The sequence below is a fragment of the Rhodococcus sp. IEGM 1370 genome, assembly GCF_033142325.1.
GTDB lineage: Bacteria > Actinomycetota > Actinomycetes > Mycobacteriales > Mycobacteriaceae > Rhodococcoides.
The window spans coordinates 54,983-76,750 of record NZ_JAWLRY010000015.1 but is presented as its reverse complement, the minus strand read 5'-3'; the positions used below and the strand labels follow the sequence as shown (position 1 = coordinate 76,750).

The 21,768-nt window shown below is 64.3% G+C and carries 25 protein-coding genes; 10 read left to right on the top strand and 15 right to left on the bottom strand.

All coding sequences use genetic code 11. The features are described from left to right. Positions 1–97: 97 nt before the first annotated feature. Both R4P47_RS17920 and R4P47_RS17915 read left to right on the top strand, forming a co-directional pair. Positions 98–328 carry a PTS glucose/sucrose transporter subunit IIB gene (locus R4P47_RS17920; protein WP_317785329.1) on the top strand — a complete coding sequence of 77 codons (231 nt, stop codon included), beginning with the start codon at positions 98–100 and terminating at the stop codon, positions 326–328. After that, a complete protein-coding gene (locus tag R4P47_RS17915) occupies positions 325–786 on the top strand; it encodes a PTS glucose transporter subunit IIA (RefSeq protein WP_149408051.1) in 462 nt (153 codons plus the stop codon). The genes R4P47_RS17920 and R4P47_RS17915 overlap by 4 nt, the downstream gene beginning before the upstream one ends. A 2-nt stretch (positions 787–788) precedes the next feature. Here the strand turns inward: R4P47_RS17915 and R4P47_RS17910 are convergent, their stop codons facing one another. Next, positions 789–1,532, bottom strand: coding sequence for a GntR family transcriptional regulator (locus R4P47_RS17910; protein ID WP_170945949.1), 744 nt, complete (start codon positions 1,530–1,532; stop codon positions 789–791). A 182-nt stretch (positions 1,533–1,714) separates the two neighbouring features. Between R4P47_RS17910 and R4P47_RS17905 the strand changes: the two genes are divergently transcribed. Both R4P47_RS17905 and R4P47_RS17900 read left to right on the top strand, forming a co-directional pair. Then, positions 1,715–2,932: a benzoate/H(+) symporter BenE family transporter gene (locus R4P47_RS17905; protein ID WP_317785328.1), complete on the top strand. Its 1,218-nt coding sequence runs from the start codon at positions 1,715–1,717 to the stop codon at positions 2,930–2,932. Between the two features lie 10 nt (positions 2,933–2,942). Continuing rightward, positions 2,943–3,416: an acyl-CoA thioesterase gene (locus R4P47_RS17900; protein ID WP_149408053.1), complete on the top strand. Its 474-nt coding sequence runs from the start codon at positions 2,943–2,945 to the stop codon at positions 3,414–3,416. A 4-nt stretch (positions 3,417–3,420) separates the two neighbouring features. Here the strand turns inward: R4P47_RS17900 and R4P47_RS17895 are convergent, their stop codons facing one another. Then, on the bottom strand, positions 3,421–4,446 hold the full coding sequence (locus R4P47_RS17895; protein ID WP_094669475.1) for a phosphotransferase family protein: 1,026 nt from the start codon (positions 4,444–4,446) through the stop codon (positions 3,421–3,423). Between the two features lie 114 nt (positions 4,447–4,560). Further along, positions 4,561–4,875, bottom strand: coding sequence for a hypothetical protein (locus R4P47_RS17890; protein WP_149408054.1), 315 nt, complete (start codon positions 4,873–4,875; stop codon positions 4,561–4,563). A gap of 593 nt (positions 4,876–5,468) precedes the next feature. Between R4P47_RS17890 and R4P47_RS17885 the strand changes: the two genes are divergently transcribed. Further along, positions 5,469–6,182, top strand: a complete 714-nt coding sequence (locus R4P47_RS17885) for a hypothetical protein (protein ID WP_317534193.1) — start codon at positions 5,469–5,471, stop codon at positions 6,180–6,182. Between the two features lie 43 nt (positions 6,183–6,225). On the opposite strand, the gene R4P47_RS17880 is transcribed toward R4P47_RS17885, so the two are convergent. Genes R4P47_RS17880 through R4P47_RS17870 form a run of 3 tightly spaced genes read right to left on the bottom strand, consistent with a single transcriptional unit; the run spans position 6,226 to position 9,088 of the window. After that, positions 6,226–7,647, bottom strand: a complete 1,422-nt coding sequence (locus R4P47_RS17880) for an NAD(P)(+) transhydrogenase (Re/Si-specific) subunit beta (RefSeq protein ID WP_149408056.1) — start codon at positions 7,645–7,647, stop codon at positions 6,226–6,228. Further along, the gene (locus tag R4P47_RS17875) at positions 7,647–7,970 is read right to left on the bottom strand and encodes an NAD(P) transhydrogenase subunit alpha (RefSeq protein WP_068048360.1); all 324 of its coding nucleotides are present in this window, start codon (positions 7,968–7,970) and stop codon (positions 7,647–7,649) included. The genes R4P47_RS17880 and R4P47_RS17875 overlap by 1 nt, the downstream gene beginning before the upstream one ends. Continuing rightward, complete coding sequence (locus R4P47_RS17870) at positions 7,970–9,088, bottom strand: Re/Si-specific NAD(P)(+) transhydrogenase subunit alpha (RefSeq protein ID WP_068048363.1); 1,119 nt, start codon at positions 9,086–9,088, stop codon at positions 7,970–7,972. The genes R4P47_RS17875 and R4P47_RS17870 overlap by 1 nt, the downstream gene beginning before the upstream one ends. A 245-nt stretch (positions 9,089–9,333) precedes the next feature. Here R4P47_RS17870 and R4P47_RS17865 point away from each other — a divergent pair, with 245 nt between their 5' ends. After that, complete coding sequence (locus R4P47_RS17865; protein ID WP_394855348.1) at positions 9,334–9,783, top strand: HIT family protein; 450 nt, start codon at positions 9,334–9,336, stop codon at positions 9,781–9,783. Further along, complete coding sequence (locus R4P47_RS17860) at positions 9,780–10,424, top strand: Type 1 glutamine amidotransferase-like domain-containing protein (protein ID WP_149408058.1); 645 nt, start codon at positions 9,780–9,782, stop codon at positions 10,422–10,424. Before R4P47_RS17865 ends, R4P47_RS17860 begins: the two co-directional genes overlap by 4 nt. Positions 10,425–10,448: 24 nt before the next feature. Here R4P47_RS17860 and R4P47_RS17855 read toward each other — a convergent pair whose 3' ends face one another. After that, positions 10,449–10,760: a hypothetical protein gene (locus tag R4P47_RS17855; protein WP_068048371.1), complete on the bottom strand. Its 312-nt coding sequence runs from the start codon at positions 10,758–10,760 to the stop codon at positions 10,449–10,451. Between the two features lie 192 nt (positions 10,761–10,952). On the opposite strand from R4P47_RS17855, the gene R4P47_RS17850 reads away from it, so the two are divergent. From R4P47_RS17850 to R4P47_RS17840, 3 genes are all read left to right on the top strand, one after another. Beyond that, positions 10,953–11,468, top strand: a complete 516-nt coding sequence (locus R4P47_RS17850) for a DUF3558 domain-containing protein (RefSeq protein WP_269595613.1) — start codon at positions 10,953–10,955, stop codon at positions 11,466–11,468. A gap of 4 nt (positions 11,469–11,472) precedes the next feature. Then, the gene (locus R4P47_RS17845; RefSeq protein ID WP_317549861.1) at positions 11,473–12,009 is read left to right on the top strand and encodes a DUF3558 domain-containing protein; all 537 of its coding nucleotides are present in this window, start codon (positions 11,473–11,475) and stop codon (positions 12,007–12,009) included. A 90-nt stretch (positions 12,010–12,099) separates the two neighbouring features. Next, a complete protein-coding gene (locus tag R4P47_RS17840; protein ID WP_149408061.1) occupies positions 12,100–13,482 on the top strand; it encodes an FAD-binding oxidoreductase in 1,383 nt (460 codons plus the stop codon). Here R4P47_RS17840 and R4P47_RS17835 read toward each other — a convergent pair whose 3' ends face one another. Genes R4P47_RS17835 through R4P47_RS17800 form a run of 8 tightly spaced genes read right to left on the bottom strand, consistent with a single transcriptional unit; the run spans position 13,483 to position 21,685 of the window. Then, positions 13,483–14,793: an aspartate aminotransferase family protein gene (locus tag R4P47_RS17835; RefSeq protein WP_149408062.1), complete on the bottom strand. Its 1,311-nt coding sequence runs from the start codon at positions 14,791–14,793 to the stop codon at positions 13,483–13,485. Then, complete coding sequence (locus R4P47_RS17830) at positions 14,794–15,930, bottom strand: ABC transporter substrate-binding protein (protein WP_317785327.1); 1,137 nt, start codon at positions 15,928–15,930, stop codon at positions 14,794–14,796. Beyond that, the gene (locus R4P47_RS17825) at positions 15,927–16,685 is read right to left on the bottom strand and encodes an ABC transporter permease (protein ID WP_149408063.1); all 759 of its coding nucleotides are present in this window, start codon (positions 16,683–16,685) and stop codon (positions 15,927–15,929) included. The genes R4P47_RS17830 and R4P47_RS17825 overlap by 4 nt, the downstream gene beginning before the upstream one ends. Next, positions 16,682–17,461 (bottom strand): ABC transporter ATP-binding protein, encoded by a 780-nt coding sequence (locus R4P47_RS17820; RefSeq protein WP_149408064.1) that lies wholly within the window; start codon positions 17,459–17,461, stop codon positions 16,682–16,684. Before R4P47_RS17820 ends, R4P47_RS17825 begins: the two co-directional genes overlap by 4 nt. After that, positions 17,458–18,393 (bottom strand): ABC transporter permease, encoded by a 936-nt coding sequence (locus tag R4P47_RS17815; protein WP_317785326.1) that lies wholly within the window; start codon positions 18,391–18,393, stop codon positions 17,458–17,460. Before R4P47_RS17815 ends, R4P47_RS17820 begins: the two co-directional genes overlap by 4 nt. Further along, the gene (locus R4P47_RS17810) at positions 18,390–19,421 is read right to left on the bottom strand and encodes a TIGR03842 family LLM class F420-dependent oxidoreductase (RefSeq protein WP_149408066.1); all 1,032 of its coding nucleotides are present in this window, start codon (positions 19,419–19,421) and stop codon (positions 18,390–18,392) included. Before R4P47_RS17810 ends, R4P47_RS17815 begins: the two co-directional genes overlap by 4 nt. Before the next feature lie 3 nt (positions 19,422–19,424). Beyond that, the gene (gene hydA / locus R4P47_RS17805) at positions 19,425–20,846 is read right to left on the bottom strand and encodes a dihydropyrimidinase (RefSeq protein WP_149408067.1); all 1,422 of its coding nucleotides are present in this window, start codon (positions 20,844–20,846) and stop codon (positions 19,425–19,427) included. Then, complete coding sequence (locus tag R4P47_RS17800) at positions 20,846–21,685, bottom strand: nitrilase-related carbon-nitrogen hydrolase (protein ID WP_197477958.1); 840 nt, start codon at positions 21,683–21,685, stop codon at positions 20,846–20,848. The genes hydA and R4P47_RS17800 overlap by 1 nt, the downstream gene beginning before the upstream one ends. Between the last annotated feature and the right edge of the window lie 83 nt (positions 21,686–21,768).

Sequence of the window (21,768 nt, the reverse complement as noted above, 5' to 3'; positions counted from 1 at the left end):
TCATTACCAGTTGTAGTTTGGCCAGGTGGCAGGCTCGTGTCAACCCGGCCGTGTGATCCACCCGACAGATACAAGCCGACAGAAAGCGAGAATCCACATGTCCAAAGCGGACGCGATCGTCGAAGGCCTCGGCGGTGCCGACAACATCGTCGAGATCGAAGCGTGCATCACTCGGCTGCGCACCGAGGTGAAGGACGGGTCGTTGGTGAACGAGGCGGCGCTCAAGGCGGCAGGTACCCACGGCGTGTTTCACAAGGGAACCGCCGTTCAGGTCATCGTCGGTCCCGAAGCGGACACGCTCGCCGAAGACATCGGCGACATCCTGTGAGCACAAGGACGATCCTCAGCCCGGTTGCCGGGCAGGTCATCTCGCTCGCCGACGTGCCCGACCCGGTGTTCTCGGCGCAGATGGTCGGCTCCGGTGTCGCGCTACGCCCGGCTCCGAGCGACGGGTCCGTCGAGGTTCGTTCACCGGTCGCGGGGACGATTCTCAAACTTCACCCGCACGCGTTCGTCGTCTTCACCGAGGACAAGGCGGGCGTGTTGGTGCACATCGGCATCGACACCGTGAAGATGAAGGGCGCGGGCTTCGAACTCGTTGCAGCAGAGGGCGATCGAGTCGAGGCCGGCGACCTCGTCGTCACCTACGATCCCGCAGCGATCGCGGCGGCGGGCTACTCGGATGTCGTTCCGGTGGTGTTGATGGATTCGAAGCCGGATTCGGTCACGAGTGCGAGCATCGACGACACCGTGGCAGTGGGCGACCTTCTGTTCGAGCTGCCCTGATCTCACCGACGCTGCGGGGTGCGTCGCCCGCCTTCGACTTCCATCGACAGTTGATACCGATCGCAGCGGTACCAGCTCTCGGTATGTTCGAGCGGCTCGTCGCCGCTGAAGGAGACACGGTCGAAGTACAGCACGGGGGCACCGCGCTTGGTGCCGAGCAGGGTGGCGGTATCACTGTCTGCTGCAGTGGCTTTGACGGTCTGCTCGGCCCGGTCGATGGTCAATCCGTAATGGATCTGCACGGCCTCGTACACCGATTTGCTCAGGTCGTGCTCGATGAGGCCGGGGAGCAGGGAAGCCCGGTACCACGCATCGTCGACGCTGACCGGTTCGGCGTCGGCCAGTCGTAGACGCTTGACGTGGTAGGTCTGTTCTCCGTCGGCCAGGCCGAGGGCGCGAGTCGTTGCCGCCGAAGGGCTTTCGAGCCGTGCGAACAGCACCACCGTGGTAGGCGTCAATCCTTGCGCGCGCATCTCCTCCGAGAACGACGCCAGGTGCAAACGAGACTGCACGGTGCGACTGGCCACGAACGTGCCCTTGCCACGCACCCGAACCAGGTGACCGTCGTTGACGAGCTGGCCGATGGCCTCGCGGACGGTGATGCGGCTGACGCCGTAGTCCTCCATCAGTTTTCGCTCGCTGGGCATCAGATCGCCGGGCTGCAACTCCTTGGTGCAGCGGTGCAACAGAATCGCGCGAAGCTGTTCGTGCTTCGGAACCTGACTGTCCCTCAGATGTACGGGCATCACCACTGCGCCGGCCTTTCCGTCACTCGCCGACCCAGCGGTACGGACTGGTCCGGTCCAACCCAAAGACTACGTCACGTCGACCGTGCCCCGACAGCGTTCGGCCACCGACTCGGAGCGCCGACCCGGCTCGACGGGAAACGACGCGACAGGCGACGGCCCACAGTGCATCATCGTCAGTCGTGACCACTGCCGACGCCGCCGACAGACCGACGCCGCTCTCGACCCCCATCAGCGCGGGAATCGTGGCCTCACTGGTCGGCTTCACCAGCTCGTTCGCCGTCGTGCTGACGGGCCTGCGGGCGGTAGGGGCCAGCCCGACCGAGGCGGCCTCCGGATTGCTGGCACTGTGTGTCACCCAGGCCGTGGGCATGATGTGGCTCGCGCGTAGATACAGACAGCCCATCACGCTGGCGTGGTCGACGCCGGGCGCTGCGCTGCTCGCCGGAACCGGCATGGTGGTCGGAGGGTGGCCCGCTGCAGTGGGTGCCTTCGTCACCGTCGGGGTGCTTATCGTCCTGACGGGCCTGTGGCCCAGACTCGGCGCCGCGGTCTCGAAGATTCCGATACCACTCGCTCAGGCGATGTTGGCCGGAGTGTTGCTACCGCTGTGCGCGGCACCGGTCGGTGCATTTGCCGACTCACCCGCTCGGATAGCACCGGTGGTACTCGTCTGGCTCGTGGTACTTCGATTCAGTGCGCGCTGGGCGGTGCCCGCTGCGTTCCTCGCGGCGGCTGCAGTCATCGCAGCGAACTTGATCGGCGGCGGCACACCCATCGCGGCGTCCGATCTGATTCCTCGAATCGACTGGACGATTCCGCACTGGACGTGGCAGGCGACCGTCGGTATCGCGGTGCCGCTGTACATCGTCACCATGGCGTCGCAGAACATCCCGGGCACCACCGTCATGGCGTCGTTCGGCTACCGAATTCCTTGGCGTGCGTCGATGACCGTCACCGGAACCGGAACCGTCCTCGGGGCTTTCGCGGGTGGGCACACGATCAACCTCGCCGCGATCAGCGCTGCGCTCGCGGCGAATCCCGGTGCCCATCCGGACCCGAAGCGGCGTTGGGTCGCGGCTTTCTCCGCGGGCTCCTCGTATCTGGTGTTGGCGCTGCTGTCCGCGGCACTGGCAACCCTGGTTGCCGCAGCGCCTGCAGGCGTGGTCGAAACCGTTGCCGGACTTGCCTTGTTGGCAACTCTCGCGGCGTCGTTGTTCGGTGCACTCGAACATGCATCGGACAGGGAGGCGACCGTTCTGACGTTCCTCGTCGCCGCTTCCGGCCTGACATTCGCAGGAATCGGCTCCGCATTCTGGGCACTGGTGGTCGGGCTGGTGGTCCGTGCGATCCTGCGTCGTCGGTCCCCGGCGACGCCCGCTCCCGACGCCACTGGTTAGGGTCACGTTCATGACCGATCAGGTGAACCCAGGGCCGGAGTTGTCGCACGCATCGGACTTTCCGGCTCTGTGGCCCGTGACGACGCGATGGGACGACAACGACCACTACGGTCACGTCAACAACGTCACCTACTACGCGTATTTCGATACCGCCGTCAACGGTTGGTTGATGGAGACGACGGGACTCGATATCCGGACACTGCCGGCGATCGGAGTCGTCGCCGAAACCTCGTGCCGCTACCTGTCCGAGCTGAGCTTTCCGGATCGCCTTCAGGTGGGCTTGGCCGTCGAGAAGCTGGGCACACGAAGCATCGTGTACTCGCTCGGGTTGTTCCGCGAGGCCGGCGACGATGCGTTGGAGTTGGCGGCGAGGGGTCGATTCGTACACGTGTACGTCGATGGGGTCACCCGTAAGCCGGTGGCGATTCCGCCCGAAATCGAGAGCGCAGCGCGCACTTTGGTGATCGGGACCGCGTCGAGCTGACCGACTAGAGGCCGATCTCGTCGGCCGTACGCAATGCCCTGGTGACGATGTCGTCGATGAGCGTCGTGGTCGGCCCGCCTGCCACGGCCCGGTTTCGCGAGTCGGCTTCCATCCGCCGCATGACGCCTTCGGCGATGATCGAGAGCTTCCACAGCGCCAACACCTGCCAGAATCCGACGTCGGAGACGTCGCGCCCGGTGTGCTGCGCATACGACTCGACAAGCTCGGCCCTGGTGGGAAAGCCCGGCAGAGTCGACGCCATGAACGGACCGGCGACCCCGTCGTCGGCTTGCGGCCAGTAGGCCAGCAGACCGCCGAGGTCCGCCAACGGATCTCCGAGTGTGCACAGCTCCCAGTCGACGACCGCCGCGACACGGCCGTCTTCGCGGGCCGTGATGACGTTGCTGAGGTGGAAGTCGCCGTGCACCAGGGTCACCTCGTGCTGCGGAGGAATCCCCGCTGCCAATCGAGTTGCCAGCGAATCGATACCGGGTACGTCGCGAGTGCGCGAGGATTGCCACTGCTTCGTCCACCGGGCGAGTTGGCGAGCGGCGTACGGTTTGTGACTGGCCAGATCTGCCAGACCCGCGGAGTCGAGATCGACGCGGTGGATGTCGGACAGCGCCACCGTGAGGCCGAGTCCGATGCGGCGTCGGTGATCGGGGTCGAGTTGTTCGGCTGCCGCCACCGAGTCGACGACGATCCCGTCGACGAAACTCATCAGCACGAGCGGGACCTCGGACACCGAAGGATCCTCGGTGATCGCAATCATCTTCGGAACCGGCACCGCCGTGTTCTGCAGGCCGGACAGAATTCGATGTTCGCGCACGACATCGTGTGCGGAGGCCAGCAGATGCCCCAGTGGTGGGCGTCGAAGCACCCAGTTACTGCCACCGGCGTCGCGGACGGCGTAGGTGAGATTGGACTGACCGTTGCCGATCCGCTGGAAGGTGAGGGGCGAGGTTGCGCCTATCCCCAATCCTGCGATCCAGGTCGATACTGCGTCTTCGTCCAGTCCCACTGCGCCCATACAGAACCCTCTCTTCGCCGCGCGACACCGTTGTCGACTGCCGTCATCGGAATTCGACCGATAGTAGCGAAGCGGAACCTGCCCTGATGCGAAAGACTCCGGGCCCGGGACGAGTCAGCTGGCGCGCACGAACGCGGGGACCAGATCCGGTGCTGCGGCCGGCACCGCTGCGCCGCGCTTGGCGGCGATTTCGTCCACTTCACCGATCAGCATTGCGACCAGCGTCTCCGGTTGGGCCGCCCACACCGAGGAGATGTTGCGCACCTCGGCCGGAGCGAAGAGGCCGCTGTTGGTCAGCGCATCGATCCACTCGGCGACGGCCTCGGCGGTGGGCTCGGGCACCGTGGATCGGTCGAGAGAGTCCGCCTCGAACTCGTTGCAAAAGAAGGCGCGGACCATGTCGAGCTGTCCCTGAGACATTGCGGTCATGTTCTTCTCCTTCGAGTGTCCGGCGTCCGTAGTTGTCGAATACCCCGTGCCGACGGGTTACGACGGGTAGCACGGTCCGTTTCCAGATCGTTATCGTTCGGGCTGTAACGGTCGAATGCGGGTTTCCGATGCGGCTGAAACTACGCCTTTCCGGTGGGTCTCGCCCAGGGTGAACTGGACTATGTGAGTATCGTCACACGGATTTACCCATCCGATCAACGCTTTGCAACGAAGTCATAGTTCGCTTTACGAACTGCTGTGACGGGGAACAATGCGAGTACAAACGCCCAGCTGAGAGGGCCGAGGCCCGACCCGGGGTGCTGTTCGGCACTCGGACATGAGCACCACCGAATCGAATCCACTCCGCTCCGTTGCAGGTCAGAGGATTGTTCGGACGCATGAAAACATGCTCGTGCACCTGCATTTGACGCTGAAACAAACTTCGAGAATTTGACGAGGCGGACTCTGCCCCTCGACGATTCATGGTTCCGCACACGCGACCCGGTGTGATCGAATCGTTACCAGAGCAGCGATCAGCCGGTTCCCAAGTTCCTCACATCCTCCGTTCAGCAGGTTCTGGCACCGTGGCACCCATGCCACCACCGAGCCTGGACTCCGGACCGATTCGCGCGTCGACCGACGCAGAGACGACTGCGCTGCCGTCCAGCACCTCGAGCCGCAGACGCAGGCGAGCCGTCATCGCGCGCTCGGCCGTGTCAGGCGCCTCTGCGGTCCTGCTGCTGATCTTCCTGATGTGGGCACCACACCTCGCAACCACGACGTCCTGGGAATCGACCCCGGCCGCGGCACTGGCCGCTCATCTACTCGATGCGATCGATGTGACCGCGGTGTTGATCGCCGTAGCCGCGCTCGCCGTCGTGGCGCTGATACGCAAGCTGCCGTACGGAATCGGGGTGGTGATCGCCTGCACCGTCGGTGCCGTCGTGACCAGTGCGATCGCTCGCGAGATCATGGGAGCGTCGATGCCGTCCGCAGACCTTCCTAGCGGTCAACTCGTCGCCGTGGCCTCGCTGCTCGGAGCTGCATCCATGGTGGCGTCCGCGGCGTGGCGGCCCGTGATCCTCGGTCTGGGAACCGTCGCAACACTCGCGGTGGCGGCGGCCGCCCTGATCGTCGGATCCGCGTCCATTACCGGCATCGTGAGCGCCGCATCGATCGTGTTCGTGTGGTGGCCGGCGTGCTCGATCGTCATGCTCTTCTCGCCCGATGCAGCTGCCCGTGAAGCGCGCAACCCGATCGATACGGCCGCTCTGGCCGTTCGACGCAAGACGGGGCGCTCCCGGTGACGAACAACCGGAGCGCCCCATCGGTACTGCTGACTGCCCGTGACTAGAGAGCCTTGAGCTCCTCGGTCACCTCCGAAACCGATTTCTTCGCGTCGCCGAACAGCATCGAGGTTCCCTCGGCGAAGAACAACGGGTTCTCGATGCCTGCGAATCCGGACGACATCGACCGCTTGAGAACGATGACCGACTTCGACTGATCGACGTTCAGGATCGGCATCCCGTGAATCGGGCTCGACGGATCGTTGCGCGCCGCCGGGTTCGTGACGTCGTTCGCGCCGATGACCAACGTGACGTCGGTACGGGCGAACTCGTCGTTGATGTCGTCCATCTCCTTCATCGCGTCGTATGCGACGTCGGCTTCGGCAAGGAGCACGTTCATGTGCCCGGGCATGCGACCGGCGACGGGGTGAATGGCGTATTTGACCTCGACGCCTTTCGATTCCAGCAGCTTGGCCATGTCCTTGACCGCGTGCTGCGCCTGCGCAACGGCGAGGCCGTATCCGGGAACGACGATGACCTGGTTGGCGTACGCCATCTGGATGGCAGCGTCGGCTGCGGAGGTGGCCTTCGCCGTTCCGCCGCCTGCACCCGCAGGACCTGCAGCAGCGTCGCCCCCGCCGAATCCACCGGCGACGATCGCCGGAATGGAACGGTTCATGGCCTTGGCCATCAGGTTGGTCAGGATCGTGCCGGACGCGCCGACGATCATGCCGGCGACGATCATCGCAGTGTTGTTGAGCGCCAGGCCTGCGGCCGCCGCAGACAGACCGGTCAGAGCGTTGAGCAGCGAGATGACGACCGGCATGTCTGCGCCGCCGATGGGCAGCACGACCGTCAGACCGAGAATTCCGGCGAGTACGAGAACCGCTACGATCCACCACTGCGACACCCCGCCGCCCGGAGTGGCGTTGATGCCGATGACCACGGCGGCGCCCACAGCACCGATCAGCAGCAGAGCATTGAGCGGCTGCTGCAACTTGCCGATGGTGATGGGCGAGCCGGGCAGGGTCTCCTGCAGCTTGAGGAACGCGATCAGCGATCCCCAGAACGAGATCGACCCGATGATGGCCGCGAACAGCGACCCGATGACGATGTGGACCGTCGGCGATTCACCGTGCTTGAAGTTCGAGAATCCCGACGTGTCGAGGAATTCCGCCCACGCGATCAGCGCAACCGTTCCACCGCCGACGCCGTTGAACAGGGCCACCAACTGTGGCATCGCGGTCATCTTCACTCGGCGAGCAGGCGGGATACCGAGCGCGACGCCGACGACCAGGCCGACGACGATCAGAATCCAGTTTTCGGTATCGCGAACAGAGATCAACGTCGCCACGACGGCGAGGAACATGCCGACAGCGGCGATCTGGTTGCCACGCACGGCTGTCTTCGGTCCGGTCAGACCCATCAGTCCGTAGATGAACATGCCGAAGGCGACGATGTAGAGAATGTTGACGAGATTGTCCATCAGGAGTCAGCACCCTTCGTGGCCTTGGCAGGAACGGGCTTGGACTTGAACATGCCGAGCATGCGGTCGGTGACCACGAATCCACCGATGACGTTGACCGTTCCGAATACGAGAGCGACGAACAGGATGACCTGCAGGCCGATGGACGGATCCTCGACCTTGCCGAGAACCACCAGGGCACCGAGCACGACGATGCCGTGGATGGCATTGGTTCCCGACATCAACGGGGTGTGCAAGGTGTTGGGCACCTTGGAGATCACCGCGAAGCCGACGAACCCGGACAGCACCAGGATCGCGATGTTCGCGAGCAGCGGGGTGTACATCAGTTCTCCTTCTCACGTGTCACGCAGGCACCGGCGAGAACCTCGTCCGAGAAATCCGGAGCGAGCTTGCCGTCGACCAACATGAGTTCGAGCAATGCCGAGATGTTCTTCGAGTACAGCTCGCTGGCGTGCTCGGGCATCGAGGCCGGCAGGTTCAACGGGGAGCAGATGGTGACGTCGTGCTTGACGACGGTCTCGCCGGGCTCGGTGAGTTCACAGTTGCCACCGGTTTCCCCTGCGAGGTCGACCACGACGCTGCCCGGCTTCATGCCCTCGACGGCCGCGGCCGTGACCAATCGCGGGGCAGGGCGTCCGGGAACCAACGCGGTCGTGATGACCACGTCGAATCCCTTGATGGCCTCTTCGAGAGCCTTCTGCTGTTGCACCCGCTCGTCTTCGGTCAGCTCACGCGCGTATCCGCCCTCGCCAGCGGCGTCGATCCCCAGATCCAGCCACTGCGCGCCGACGGATCGAACCTGATCTGCCACCTCCGGACGCACGTCGTATCCGGTGGGGCGGCCGCCGAGACGCTTCGCGGTGGCGAGCGCCTGCAGACCTGCCACGCCGACGCCCAGCACCAGCACGGTAGCGGGCTTGACGGTGCCCGCAGCGGTGGTGAGCATCGGGAAGAACCGGGTGGACTCCGACGCTGCCAACAGCACGGCCTTGTAGCCGGCGACGTTGGCCTGAGAGGACAGTGCGTCCATCACCTGCGCCCGTGAGATCCGCGGGATCGCCTCGACGGCGAAAGCCTGTACTCCGGCCGCCTTCAACGCCCCGATGCTGTTCTCCGCGTTGCGCGGTGCCAGAAATCCGATGAGCGTCGAACCCGACGTCAGCTTGGCGATCTCGGCGTCGGACGGCGGCGCGACCTTCACCACGACGTCGGCCGACCATGGATCACCGATGGTCGCTCCGGCGGCGACGTACAACTCGTCGGGAATCAGAGCGCCGAGACCGGCGCCGGACTCGACGACGATCTCGACGCCCTTGCCCGCCAGGGAGGCAACGATCTTGGGCACCAGAGCGACACGACGTTCGCCCTCCCCCGATTCCCGAACCACACCGACGACAGTCGTGGATCCCGAACCCTTCTCAGTGCTCTGCGATGTATCCAAATCTCCGTCTTCCTGCGTTGAATGGTGTCCACGAATCGACCAACGGCTCCGAGCCTGCGACGAGCGGACGAACCCATGCGACAAGGCACAAGGTCCCTGATAGTAGCCAGAGGAGACAGACCGCGGGTAGCCCGGAACACAGTCCGATTCGTTCTGAATCGAGTCCGTTTCGACATTCCTCGGCCACGGGGAGCGCAATTGTGATGCGCGCCATATGGGTCTATCGGTGATGAACGGACCCTACAGTGACAACCGTGGAACCTTGCATCTTCTGTGCCATCGTCGCGGGCGACGCTCCCGCGCATCGCGTGTTCGAGAACGACCATGCTGTCGCGTTTCTCGACATTCGGCCGGTCACTCGCGGCCACCTGCTCGTCGTTCCGCGCGAGCACGCCACCGATCTGAATGCGACCCACCCGGACGCGGCCGCAGACGTGTTTCGCGTCGGGCACACGCTGGCGCGCGCGGTCCGGCACTCGGACCTGCGCGCCGACGGAGCCAATCTCGTGATCAACGACGGTAAGGCCGCATTTCAGACGGTCTTCCACCTGCATCTGCACGTGGTGCCTCGTTGGCATCGGGACCGCTTCCGGTTCGCGGCCGGCTTCGTGACACGTCGTCTGAGTGAGCCCGAGCGTGTCGCGGACGCCGTTCGTGTCGGGTTGGCCCGGCTCGATGGCGAACCGACGGCATGAAGCTGTTCCTGTCGTCGTACCGATTCGGTGGCCACTCCGACGCTTTCGTCGAGCTCACCGGCCCACCGTCCGATCTCGCCGTGATTGCGAACGCATCGGACGCGTGGCCGCGCGCCGCTCGCGAATCCTCGCTCACAAGCGAGTTCGTTCCGCTGCGGGCGCTCGGGTATCGGCCTGCCGAGCTGGATCTGCGCGAGTACGTGGGTCGGCCCGCTGCTCTCGAGCGCGCCCTCGACGACTTCGGCGCGGTGTGGGTTCGCGGGGGCAATACGTTCGTCCTGCGCGCTCAACTCGCCCGCTCGGGCGCAGACGAGGTCATCGCCGAGCGTGTTCGGCGAGGATCGATCGTGTACGGCGGATACAGCGCGGGCGCGTGTGTTGCCGCACCGTCGTTGATCGGCGTCGAGGACGCGGACGACCCCGGCGAGGTTCGGCCCGCAACAGGTGTCGATCCGGTGTGGACCGGACTGGGCCTGGTCGGTTTCTCGATCGTCCCGCACCTGAATTCCGTTCTGGACGAGAACGATTCGGGGCAAGCAACGATGCAGCGCCTGCGCAGGGACGGCATCGACTGCCGTGGGTTGACCGACGAACAGGCCATCGTCGTCGATGCGTCGGGAACGCGTGTGCTCGGTAGTTGACCGTCCTTCGGCCCGGGCGAGTCTTCAGCCCAGGCGAGCAAGTGGAGCGAGCCGGTCCAGCGAGGACCACGCCAGCGAGCACCGTCTGGCGGTCATTTCGTCCGCGTCGAGCACCAGCATGTCGAACAACTGGCGAGGGGCCTGATGCCACGAGTCGGCAATCTGCGCGATGGCTGCTCGATCGAAGAGCCCCGACTGTGTCAACGCCTGAACCCACTCGTCGATCTCGCCTCGGTGAATGCGCTCGATGGTGTCGTATTCGATTCCGCCCCCGAGAAATTCGTACGAGAACATCGCGGCCACGTAGTTCCAGGAGTCACTTCCGGGATCGATCATGGTGCAGCCTCCTTGTCGACTCGCACCGCGTGGAGTGCGAGGTTCGCTGCGCTGGACGCTAGCGTGGCGAACTACAAATTTACGTGTCGACGACGCATCGATCTGGTAACGCCTGAGGCTGGTGTTACTGATGTGACTCACTTCCATCAAACGCTCACCCTCTCCCCGACGGGGTGGGTAAAGTCCGAGTTCGTGCGCACCCGAGCCGTTGCAGCCTTGATCGCTGCGGTCGCATGCGGGCTGTTCGGATGCTCGAACACGCCGGCCACCGAGGCCGGTCCGGATACGTCCGAGACGGCCGACCGACCCATCACCGAAGAACTCTTCGTCGGTGAATGCGGCTCGATGGACGACGCAGAAGTGCAGGAACTCACGGCCGTATCCGACCTGACGGCGGTGTCCGAGAACGCCATTCGTTGCCGCTGGGAATCCACGAGCGGCGCGTACGCGATGTTCACCTGGTACCGCGGCAGCCCCATCGACCGAGAGAGTTCCGTGGCCGAGGCCGTCGGTCGCACCATCGAGCGCATCGATGTGGACGGTCACCCTGGATTCACCGCCGCGGCGTCGGGAGCGTCGTGCGAGGCCGGAGTCGAGAACGGGGACGGCTTCGTGCACTGGTCCGTCAACTTCGTGGTCGACGGCCCCCGCGATTCCTGCGACGTCGTCGAGGATCTGGCCAGAATCACGATCTCGAAGGCGAAGTAGCCCGATTTCGACATTCCGCTCCGCCGATTCCACCCGCCGCGTCGTCGCCGCTGTCCTCGTCACTGCGGCCGTCGGTACCGGATGCACCACCACCGTGACCGGTACGGCCGTGCCCGCTCGATCCGGCGGCAGTGGGCAGTTCGACAAGCTGCTCGAGGAGTGCATCGCCGTCCCCGATCCCACCATCGCCGAAACAGTGGGTGCCGACCTCGTCGAGCAGTACTTCTACGGTGCAGTGTGCATGTGGACCGGCATCGGCGGCGGCGGACTCATCGATGTGACTTTCGCCTGGTTCGAGGACGATGCACTCTCGCGCGAGCGAGACCTGGCCGATCGGCTCGGCTACGCGACCGAAGACGTCGCCGTTGCCGGCACCACGGCGTTCCTGTCACGACGGCCGGACGATCCGTCGTCGTGCGGAATCAGCGCGGCGTACTCGGGTGTCATCACCTGGTGGGTGCAGTACCGAGGCGCCAGTCCGGCCGACCCGTGCGCCGCCGCCACCGAACTCGCAGAACTGACGCTGCAACGCAATCAGTGACCGAGCGCCGACCGGCCCCGACTCCACCGCACACGCGGCCGTGACACACTCGAGTGGCGACGGTCACAATTTCGATGTGAGGAGACCGAGATGTCGGTGACGACCGATACAGATGCCCGCCTGAGCGAGCTCGAATCCCTGCTGTCACCCGGCGCGGTGGTCACCGACCCGGACATCACCGAGGGCTACCGCCGCGACTGGGCGAAGGATCCCGACGCCGGCACCCCACTGGCCGTCGTGCGCGCACAATCCACCGAGGACGTTCGTGCCGTCATGCGGTGGGCCACGGAGCACAACGTGGCGGTCGTCCCACGCGGCGCCGGGTCGGGCCTGTCCGGTGGTGCCACCGCCGTGGACGGCGGAATCGTGCTCACCACCGAGTTGATGCGTGAGATCGCCGTCGACCCGGTGACCCGCATCGCCGTCGTACAACCCGGGCTGCTCAACGTCGAGGTCAAGAAGGCCGTCGCAGAACACGGCCTCTGGTACCCACCGGACCCGTCCTCGTTCGAGATGTGTTCCATCGGAGGCAATGCGGCCACCAATGCGGGCGGCCTGTGCTGTGTGAAGTACGGCGTCACCACCGATTACGTTCTCGGTCTCGAGGTCGTCCTGGCCGACGGTACCGCCGTCCGACTGGGTGGGCCACGCCTGAAAGATGTTGCGGGCCTGTCCCTTGCGAAGCTGTTCGTCGGCTCCGAGGGCACGCTGGGCATCATCACCGAGATCACTCTTCGACTGATCCCGGCGCAACCTCCCGCCAGTACGGTGGTCGCGTCGTTCGCGTCGGTGCACGACGCGACCGCCGCAATTCTGGCCATCACCCGGAACCTGCGGCCGTCGATGCTCGAGTTCATGGACCGCGCGTCCATCGGTGCCGTCGAAGATGCCATGAACATGGGACTCGATCGCGAGGCGGCAGCGATGCTCATTGCTCGGTCCGACTCCCCCGGCGCCGACCGAGGTCGCGAGATCGAGATCATGGCGGCCGCGTGCACCGAGGCCGGCGCATCGGATGTCTTCACCACCGACGACCCCGACGAGGGTGAGGCCTTCGCTGCCGCACGGCGATTCGCCATTCCCGCGGTCGAGCGACTCGGCAGCCTGCTGCTCGAGGACGTCGGCGTTCCACTGCCCGCACTTCCGGCCCTCGTCGACGGAATCGCCGAGCTGTCCACGAAATACGATGTGCTGGTGGCGGTCATCGCCCACGCCGGTGACGGCAACACCCACCCCTTGATCGTCTTCGACCCCGAGGACGCCGACATGACACGGCGCGCCAACATCGCCTTCGGCGCGATCATGGATCTGGCGATTTCGTTGGGCGGCACCATCACCGGCGAACACGGCGTCGGTCGCCTCAAGAAGGCCTGGCTGCCCGATCAGGTCGGTGAGGACGTCATGGAACTCACCCGCAGGATCAAGACTGCCCTCGATCCAGCGGGCATCCTCAACCCCGGTGCGGTGCTGTGATCACCCGTCGACGGTGAACCCGTCCGCCACCGTCAACACCTCGTCGAGGATTTCCAGTCCCTGACGAATCTCGTCCTCGGACGTCGTCAGCGGCGGCGCGATCTGGAGGCGATTGCCCGATACGAAGGGCCACAGACCGCGGGACTTCGCCGCTGCGGTCACCGTGCCCATGGCCGCCGCGTCCTTGCCCGACGCGGCGAACGGCACCAACGGTTCCCTCGTCTGGCCGTCCTTGACCAATTCGACTGCCCAGAAGAATCCCTTGCCGCGCACCTCGCCCACGCTCGGATGAGATTCGGCCAGCTTCGACAGGCCCGCCCCGAGTACGTCCTCGCCGACGTGACGCACGTGCGGAAGAATCTTGTCGCGCTCGAACACTCCGATGGATGCCACGCCGGCCGCGCACCCGAGCACGTGACCGGAATAGGTCAACCCGCCGGGATAGGGCTTGTGATCGAACTGCGAGGCGATCTTCTCCGAGATGACCACCCCGCCCAGAGGCACGTACCCGGAGTTGACGCCCTTGGCGAACGTGATCAGATCCGGTGTCACATCCCAGGCCTGGCATGCGAACCATTCGCCGATTCGCCCGAACCCGACCATCACTTCGTCGGCGATGTAGACGATTCCGTACTTGTCGCACAGCGCCCGAACGCCGGCCAGATATCCGGGCGGCGGGATCAGCACACCGTTGGTGCCGATGACCGATTCGAGGATCAGTCCGGCGATGTTCTGCGCACCCTCGAGCACGATGACCTGTTCGAGGTGTGCCAGTGCTGCGGCCGTTTCGTCCTCGGGAGTCGTTGTCCCCCATGGTGACCGGTAGGGATACGGCCCGAAGAACCGGACGACATCGACGTTGGTGGGTTCGGTGCCCCAACGCCTCGGCTCACCGGTGAGACCGATCGCAACTCCGGTTCCACCGTGGTACGAGCGGTACGCCGCAAGCATCTTCGTGCGTCCGGTGTGCTGTCGCGCCAGTCGCACCGCGTGCTCGACGGCTTCTGCGCCACCGGTCGTGAAGAACACTCGGTCGAGATCACCCGGCGCACGTTCGGCGATCAACGCCGCGAGTTCACTGCGCTTGTTGTTGGCCACGGTCGGAGAGATGGTCGTCAGAACTTGGGCCTGTTCGACGATGGCGGCGACGACGTCAGGGTGTTGATGTCCGAGGTTGACGTTGACCAACTGTGACGAGAAGTCCAGGTATCGCTTGCCCTTGTCGTCCCAGAACCACGATCCCTCCGCACCCTCGACGGTGATCGGATTCAGTTCGGCCTGCGCCGACCAGGAGTAGAACACGTGATCCATCTACTTGCCGCCTTCCTCCAGTGTGACCTCAATCGGAGCGTACGACTCTCCGGTCACGTCCACACCGTCGGCCTTCAACAAATCCAAAGCCTCGGTGACGTACTCGTTGGTGTACGCCTCGGCGTCGGGGTCGGCCGTCAGCACGGTCGATCCCTCGGCATTCCGGGTGGACTTCGCGATGTCGACCGTCTGCTGCCAGGCCGCCTCGTCGATCATTCCGATCCCGTCCGCGGACGGCCAGATCAGTTTGTTGACTTCGTTGACCTGCCACAACTGATGACTCGCGCCGAGTGTCGAGCCCGCAGCGACGGTGATGTCGCGGCACGTCTCGACGTTGTCGCGGCAGAATATCCAGCCCTTCAACGATGCCGCCAAGAATTTGACGGTCTGCTCCCGGTACGCCTCGTCGGAGAGCTTGTCGGTATTGGCCCAGATCGCGTCCTGCAGCATCGCGACGCCGTCGTCGTTCCAGTTCAGCGACGTGAAATCGTCCTCGGTGTAGAGCGCACCGGTTGCGGGGTTCACGGTCTCGAGCAACTGGGCGTACTCGTTGTAGGACATCGCCTGGGCTGCGGCGATATCTCCGGACAGAAGGCCGTTCATGTCGAACTGCTGCTGCACCAACGTCACGTCGGAGGGACTGACCCCGGCCTTGGTCATACCGGCGAACAGCTCGAATTCGTTGCCGTAGCCCCAGTTTCCGACGGTCTTGCCCTGGAGGTCGGCCGGTGTGGCGATGTTCTGATCCTTGAACGAGACCTGCAATGTGCCCGACTTCTGATAGATCTGGGCCACGTCGGTGATGCCGGCTCCGGCCTCACGGGATGCGAGCGCCTTGGGTACCCACGCGACGGCGTAATCGGCCTGCCCCTGGGCGAGCACGGTTTGCGGAACGATATCCGTTCCACCGTCGAGGATTTCGACGTCCAGCCCCTGTTCCGCATAGAAACCCTGATCGACGGCGGCGAGGTAGCCCGCGAACTGGCCCTGTTTGAACCACTGCAGTTGCAGCTTGATCGTGGTGTTCCCGTCGGCCGCGGTGTCGGTGTCGGTCGTGGTGGTGCTGCAGGCCGAGGCGACCACCGCCAGAGCCATGACGACGGCGAGAAGGGGTCGGGGGGTTCGAGTGATGTTCATATCCATCTTTCCTGGGGACGACGCCGGGACACGAGTTTCTCGAGCAACAGAACAACCACGAAGAAGAGCAAACCGACTGCGATGGCACCCATCACGTAGGCCCACGCCCGGGGGTAGGCCGTGTTCGCCGCGGCGGAGGTGATCCGCGACCCCAAACCGTTCTGCAGTCCACCGAAGTACTCGCAGATGATGGCAGCAATGACAGCATTGGGAGCGGCAACCCGCAACCCGGTGAAGATGTGCGGAACGGCGGATGGGAGGCGAACGATGCGGGTGAACTGCCAACCGCCGACGGCATACGACGTCATCAGGTCGTGGTGCACAGCCGAGACCTGCCGCAGTCCTTTTGCCGCGCTGACGAATACCGGGAAGAACACGACGATGGTCACCACGAGTCGCCGCGGTAGGTCGGTGGTCGAGGAGAACATCGAGTTGAACACCGGCGCAAGAGCGACGATGGGAACGGCTGCGGCACCCGCCGCCAACGGGGTGAGCAGTTCGTCGACGATCCGCAGGCGAACCGCGGCCATTGCTGCGAGGAGACCCAGGACCGAACCTGCAATCAACCCCACGAGAGCATTGGTTCCCGTTGCCAGACTTGCCGATCCGATGTTGCCGAGGTTGCGCACGAATTGCTCGGCGATGGCGCTCGGCGACGGCAGCAGGAACGACGGAACCCCCGCGACGACCGTGAGCAACTGCCACAGTGCGAGCGCCGCCGCGCCGAACACCACCGGTGGCAGCCAGAGCTTCATCGCAGATCCGCACTGCGAACCGCACGGCCGTGCAATGCGTCACGAACCGCGGTGATGGACGCGAAGAACTCCGCCGATTCGCGTGGATCCCCGTTCGCATCGAAACTGTCGATCGTGAGTGCGTCGACGATCCGTCCCGGCCGAGGGGACATGACAACCACCCGATCGGACAGGTACACCGCTTCGGGAATCGAGTGGGTCACGAACACCACTGCTGCGCTGGACTCCTCGGCGATGCGGAGTAGGTCGTTCTGCATCTTCTCACGGGTCATCTCGTCCAGGGCCCCGAACGGTTCGTCCATCAACAACAGTCCCGGCGTTCGAGCCAGCGCCCGTGCGATCGCCACTCGTTGCTGCATCCCACCGGACAGCTGGCTGGGAAATTTCTCTGCGAAATCGGTGAGTCCGACGAGGTTCAGCAACTCGCGAACCCGTTCTGCCCGCTGGCGTTTGGGAACCTTGTGCAGTTCCAGCGGCAATGCGACGTTCGATTGCACTGTGCGCCAATCGAGCAGCCCTGCCTGTTGAAAGGCGATGCCGTACTTCTGTTCGACGCGGGCTCGGCGAGCAGACAGGCCGAACACCGATACCGAACCGGACGTCGGTTGCTCGAGATCGGCCACGATGCGGAGCAACGTCGACTTACCGCACCCCGAAGGCCCGATCAGCGAGACGAATTCACCGGGGGCGATCGCGAGCGATACATCCTCCAGCGCAGTCACTCCCCCGTCGAACGTCTTCCCCACGCCCTCGACGAGTACCGCATGCTCGGTCATGACCGATCCTTTCGACCGGGCGAGCGGCCCGCATAACGGCCGAGCGCGATATCGAGCAGCGATACCAGTGCGGTCACCACCAACCCGAGCACCGCTGCGCCGAGAACAGCGGCGTACAGGCGGGACGCGTCTCCAGTTGCCTGCTGCGAGAACACGATGATCTGCCTACCGATACCGCCGGTCGTTCCGGTGGAGATTTCGGCGACCACGGCACCGATCACGGCGGCGGCAGCAGCCAGACGCAGCGCCGGAATCAGATGCGGCACAGAGGCGGGCAGGCGAAGTCGAACGAGGGTGCTCCACCATCCGGCCGCGTAACTGTGCATCAGATCGAGTGCTGCCCGATCGGGTGCACGCAGGCCGCGCAGCATTCCCACCGCCACCGGGAAGAACGCGAGATACGACGCGATGACTGTGATGCTCATCCACGCCTGCCAGGCGTAACCGCCGATGGCGATCTTCCCGCCCCAGCCCGCGACGAGCGGTGCCAACGCGATCAGCGGAACCGTCTGCGAGACAATCACATACGGCAACACGGACCGCTCGACCCACACGAACCGTTGCATCGTCACGGCCAGCAACAGCCCGACCACCGTCCCCAGCGCGAACCCGAGTACGGCGAGCCCGAACGTGAACAGGCCACTGGACACGATCGCGGCACCGACACTGCGAGCGCCGGCGACGTTCACCTCGGGCTCGGTCAGCGCCGCCAACACCGACCACACGTGCGGTAGTGCACCGTCGTCGGTGCGCGGCAGCACCCGCACTCCGGCGACACTCACCCCGTTCTCGGGGACGAGCACTTTCACCAGCTCCCAGACCGCCAGCAACGAGCCGACGGCCACCATTGCCATCACCGGACGCCGCACTCCTCGATTCGCACCGGCGGAAGTGGGTGCCACCACCGCAGCCTGATCGAGCAGACTCGTCACGACGTTGCCGTCACGCTCGGGCGGATCTGCGGAATGATGCTCTCTCCGTAGGCCTCGAGTGTCGCGGCCTTGGCGTCGTGCTGCAGGTACACCGAGAACTGGTCGACGCCGAGTGTTTCCAGCTCTTTCAGCTTGGCGATGTGATCGGCCGGGGTGCCCAGTAGGCAGAACCTGTCGATCACTTCGTTCGGAACGAATTCTGCGTGCGAGTTTCCTGCTCGACCGTGCTCGTTGTAGTCGTACCCTTTGCGCGCTGCGATGTAGTCGGTGAGAGCCTGCGGAACACCACCGCCATCGCCGCCGTATCGCGAGACGATATCGGCGACGTGGTTGCCGACCATCCCGCCGAACCAACGACACTGATCTCGGGCGTGTTCGAGCCCTGCGTCGGTACCGTCGGTCACGTAGGCGGGAGCTGCAACGCAGATCGAGATCGAATCCGGGTCGCGACCCGCCTGCTCGGCCGCAGCGCGGACCCGACCGATCGTCCAGGCCGCGATATCGGGATCGGCCAGCTGCAGAATGAACCCGTCCGCCACCTGACCGGTAAGCTCGAGGGCTTTGGGTCCGTACGCCGCAACCCATACCTCGAGCCGGGACCGCTCCGCCCACGGGAACTGCACCGTCGTCTCACCGACCCGGGCGCTCCGCCCGTTGGCCAGGTTACGGATCACCTCTATCGATTCCCGCAGCGTTGCAAGGGTTGTCGGCTTGCCGCCGAGGGCACGGACGGCCGAATCACCGCGGCCGATGCCGCAGACGGTCCGATTGCCGAACATGTCGTTGAGCGTCGCGAACGTCGATGCCGTCACCGTCCAGTCGCGGGTGGCGGGATTGGTGACCATCGGGCCGACGGTCACCCGCCTCGTCGCGGCCAGAATTTGGCTGTAGATGACGTACGGTTCCTGCCACAGCAGGTGCGAATCGAACGTCCACACATGCGAGAAACCATGTGTCTCTGCCTGTCTGGCCAGGTCGACAACACGTGACGCCGGCGGATTGCACTGGAGCACTACCCCGATGTCCATGGCTCAGATCAGATTCTGAGACAGGTCGCGTCGGACGAATCGGCCGTGTCCCGCAGTGCCGGAATAGGATCCACCGTCGACGATGATCCGGCCACGCGAGATCACGGTATCGACATGCCCGTCGATCTCGAAACCCTCGTACGCCGAATAGTCCATGTTCATGTGGTGGGTCTTGTCGACGCCGATGCTGGTGTGTCCGTTCGGATCGTAGATCACGATGTCCGCGTCGGCACCCGGAGTGATGACGCCTTTCCTCGGATACATCCCGAACATCCTGGCCGGAGTGGTGCAGCAGACATCGACCCACTTCTCGAGCGTGATCTTGCCGCTCTTGACTCCCTGGAACATCAGATCGATGCGGTGTTCCACCGAACCGATCCCGTTGGGAATCCTGGAGAAATCGCCGACACCCATCTCCTTCTGGTCCTTCATACAGAACGGGCAATGATCGGTACTGACGGTCGACACGTCACCGGTGCGCAGGTACCGCCACAACTCGTCTTGATGTCCCTCGGCTCGCGACCGCAGTGGCGTCGAGCAGACCCATTTGGCACCTTCGAAGCCCGGTGCACCGAGTTGTTCCTCGAGCGAGAGATAGAGGTACTGCGGACATGTCTCGGCAAACACGTTCTGCCCGTTACCCCGGGCCTGCGCGATCTGTTCCAGAGCCTGCTTGGCCGAGACGTGCACGACGTAGAGCGGTGCACCGGTGACGTCGGCCAACATGATGGCTCGATGCGTCGCCTCCTCCTCGAGCTGCCACGGCCGCGACGTGCCGTGGAAGTACGGGGCCGTGTCTCCACGCGCGATCGATTGAGCGACGAGTACATCGATCGCGATGCCGTTCTCCGCGTGCATCATCAGCAGTGCACCCGTTTCGGCGGCGGACTGCATCGCGCGCAGGATTTTGCCGTCGTCGGAGTAGAACACGCCCGGATAGGCCATGAACAGCTTGAAGCTGGTGACGCCCTCGGATACCAACTCGCTCATGGCTTTCAGCGAATCGTCGGTGACATCGCCGATGATCTGATGGAAGCCGTAATCGACAGCGCATTGCCCCGCGGCCTTGTCGTGCCATTGCGCGAGAGTGTCCTGGACGCGCTGACCGGGTGTCTGAATCGCGAAGTCCACGATCGTCGTCGTGCCGCCCCATGCGGCTGCGCGCGTTCCGGTTTCGAAGGTGTCGGAGGCGAACGTACCGCCGAACGGCATCTCCATGTGCGTGTGTCCGTCGACCCCACCGGGAATGACGTATTTGCCGGTCGCGTCGACGACGACGTCCGCCGAGGTCTTCAGGTCCGCGGCCAGGGAGACCGATCCTGGTGCCAGCACGGCGACGATGCTCTCACCGTCGATGAGCACATCCAATTCCTGTGCGCCGGTGGTGGATACCACGGTTCCGCCGTGCACGAAGGTGGTGGCCATCAGGGTTGCACCAGCGGTCCGTATGCGTCGGGCCTGCGGTCACGATAGAAGGCCCACCGGTCGCGTACCACCTTGAGCAGGTCCATGTCGAGGTCACGCACGATTATTTCGGGTTCCGTATCCGACGCCACTTCGCCGACGAATTTGCCTTCGGGGTCCACGAAATAGCTGGTCCCGTAGAAATCGTCGTCACCGTATTCGGATTCGATTCCGACTCGATTGATCGCGCCCACGTAGTACTCGTTGGCGACGGCCGAAGCGGGCTGTTCGAGCTTCCACAGATAGTTCGACAATCCACGCGAGGTGGCCGACGGATTGAAGACGATTTCGGCACCGGCAAGACCGAGCGCCCGCCAACCTTCCGGAAAATGCCTGTCGTAGCAGATGTAGACACCGATACGCCCGACCGCGGTGTCGAACACCGGCCACCCCAGATTGCCGGGGCGAAAGTAGAACTTCTCCCAGAATCCGTTCACGTGGGGGATGTGGTGTTTTCGATACTTGCCGAGATAGGTGCCGTCGGCGTCCACCACGGCAGCGGTGTTGTACAGAAGTCCGGGCTGTTCCTGCTCGTACACGGGCAGAATCATCACGATGCCGAGTTCTTTGGCCAACGCGGCGAAACGGTCGACGGTAGGCCCAGGTACCGATTCGGCATATTCGTAGAATTTCGCGTCCTGCAATTGGCAGAAGTACGGACCGTAGAAAAGTTCTTGGAAGCAGACGACTTTCGCGCCCTGCTCGGCGGCGGACCGAGCAAACCCCTCGTGTGCCGCGATCATCGATTCTTTGTCACCGGTCCACTTGCTTTGGACCAGAGCAGCTCGAACTGTGGACATCATTGGCACTCCATCTCTCGCTGGCTTGCACCCTCGAGAATATTTTGCGCCGTGTTACGGGGTCGTTCGGCCGGTTTCGTATG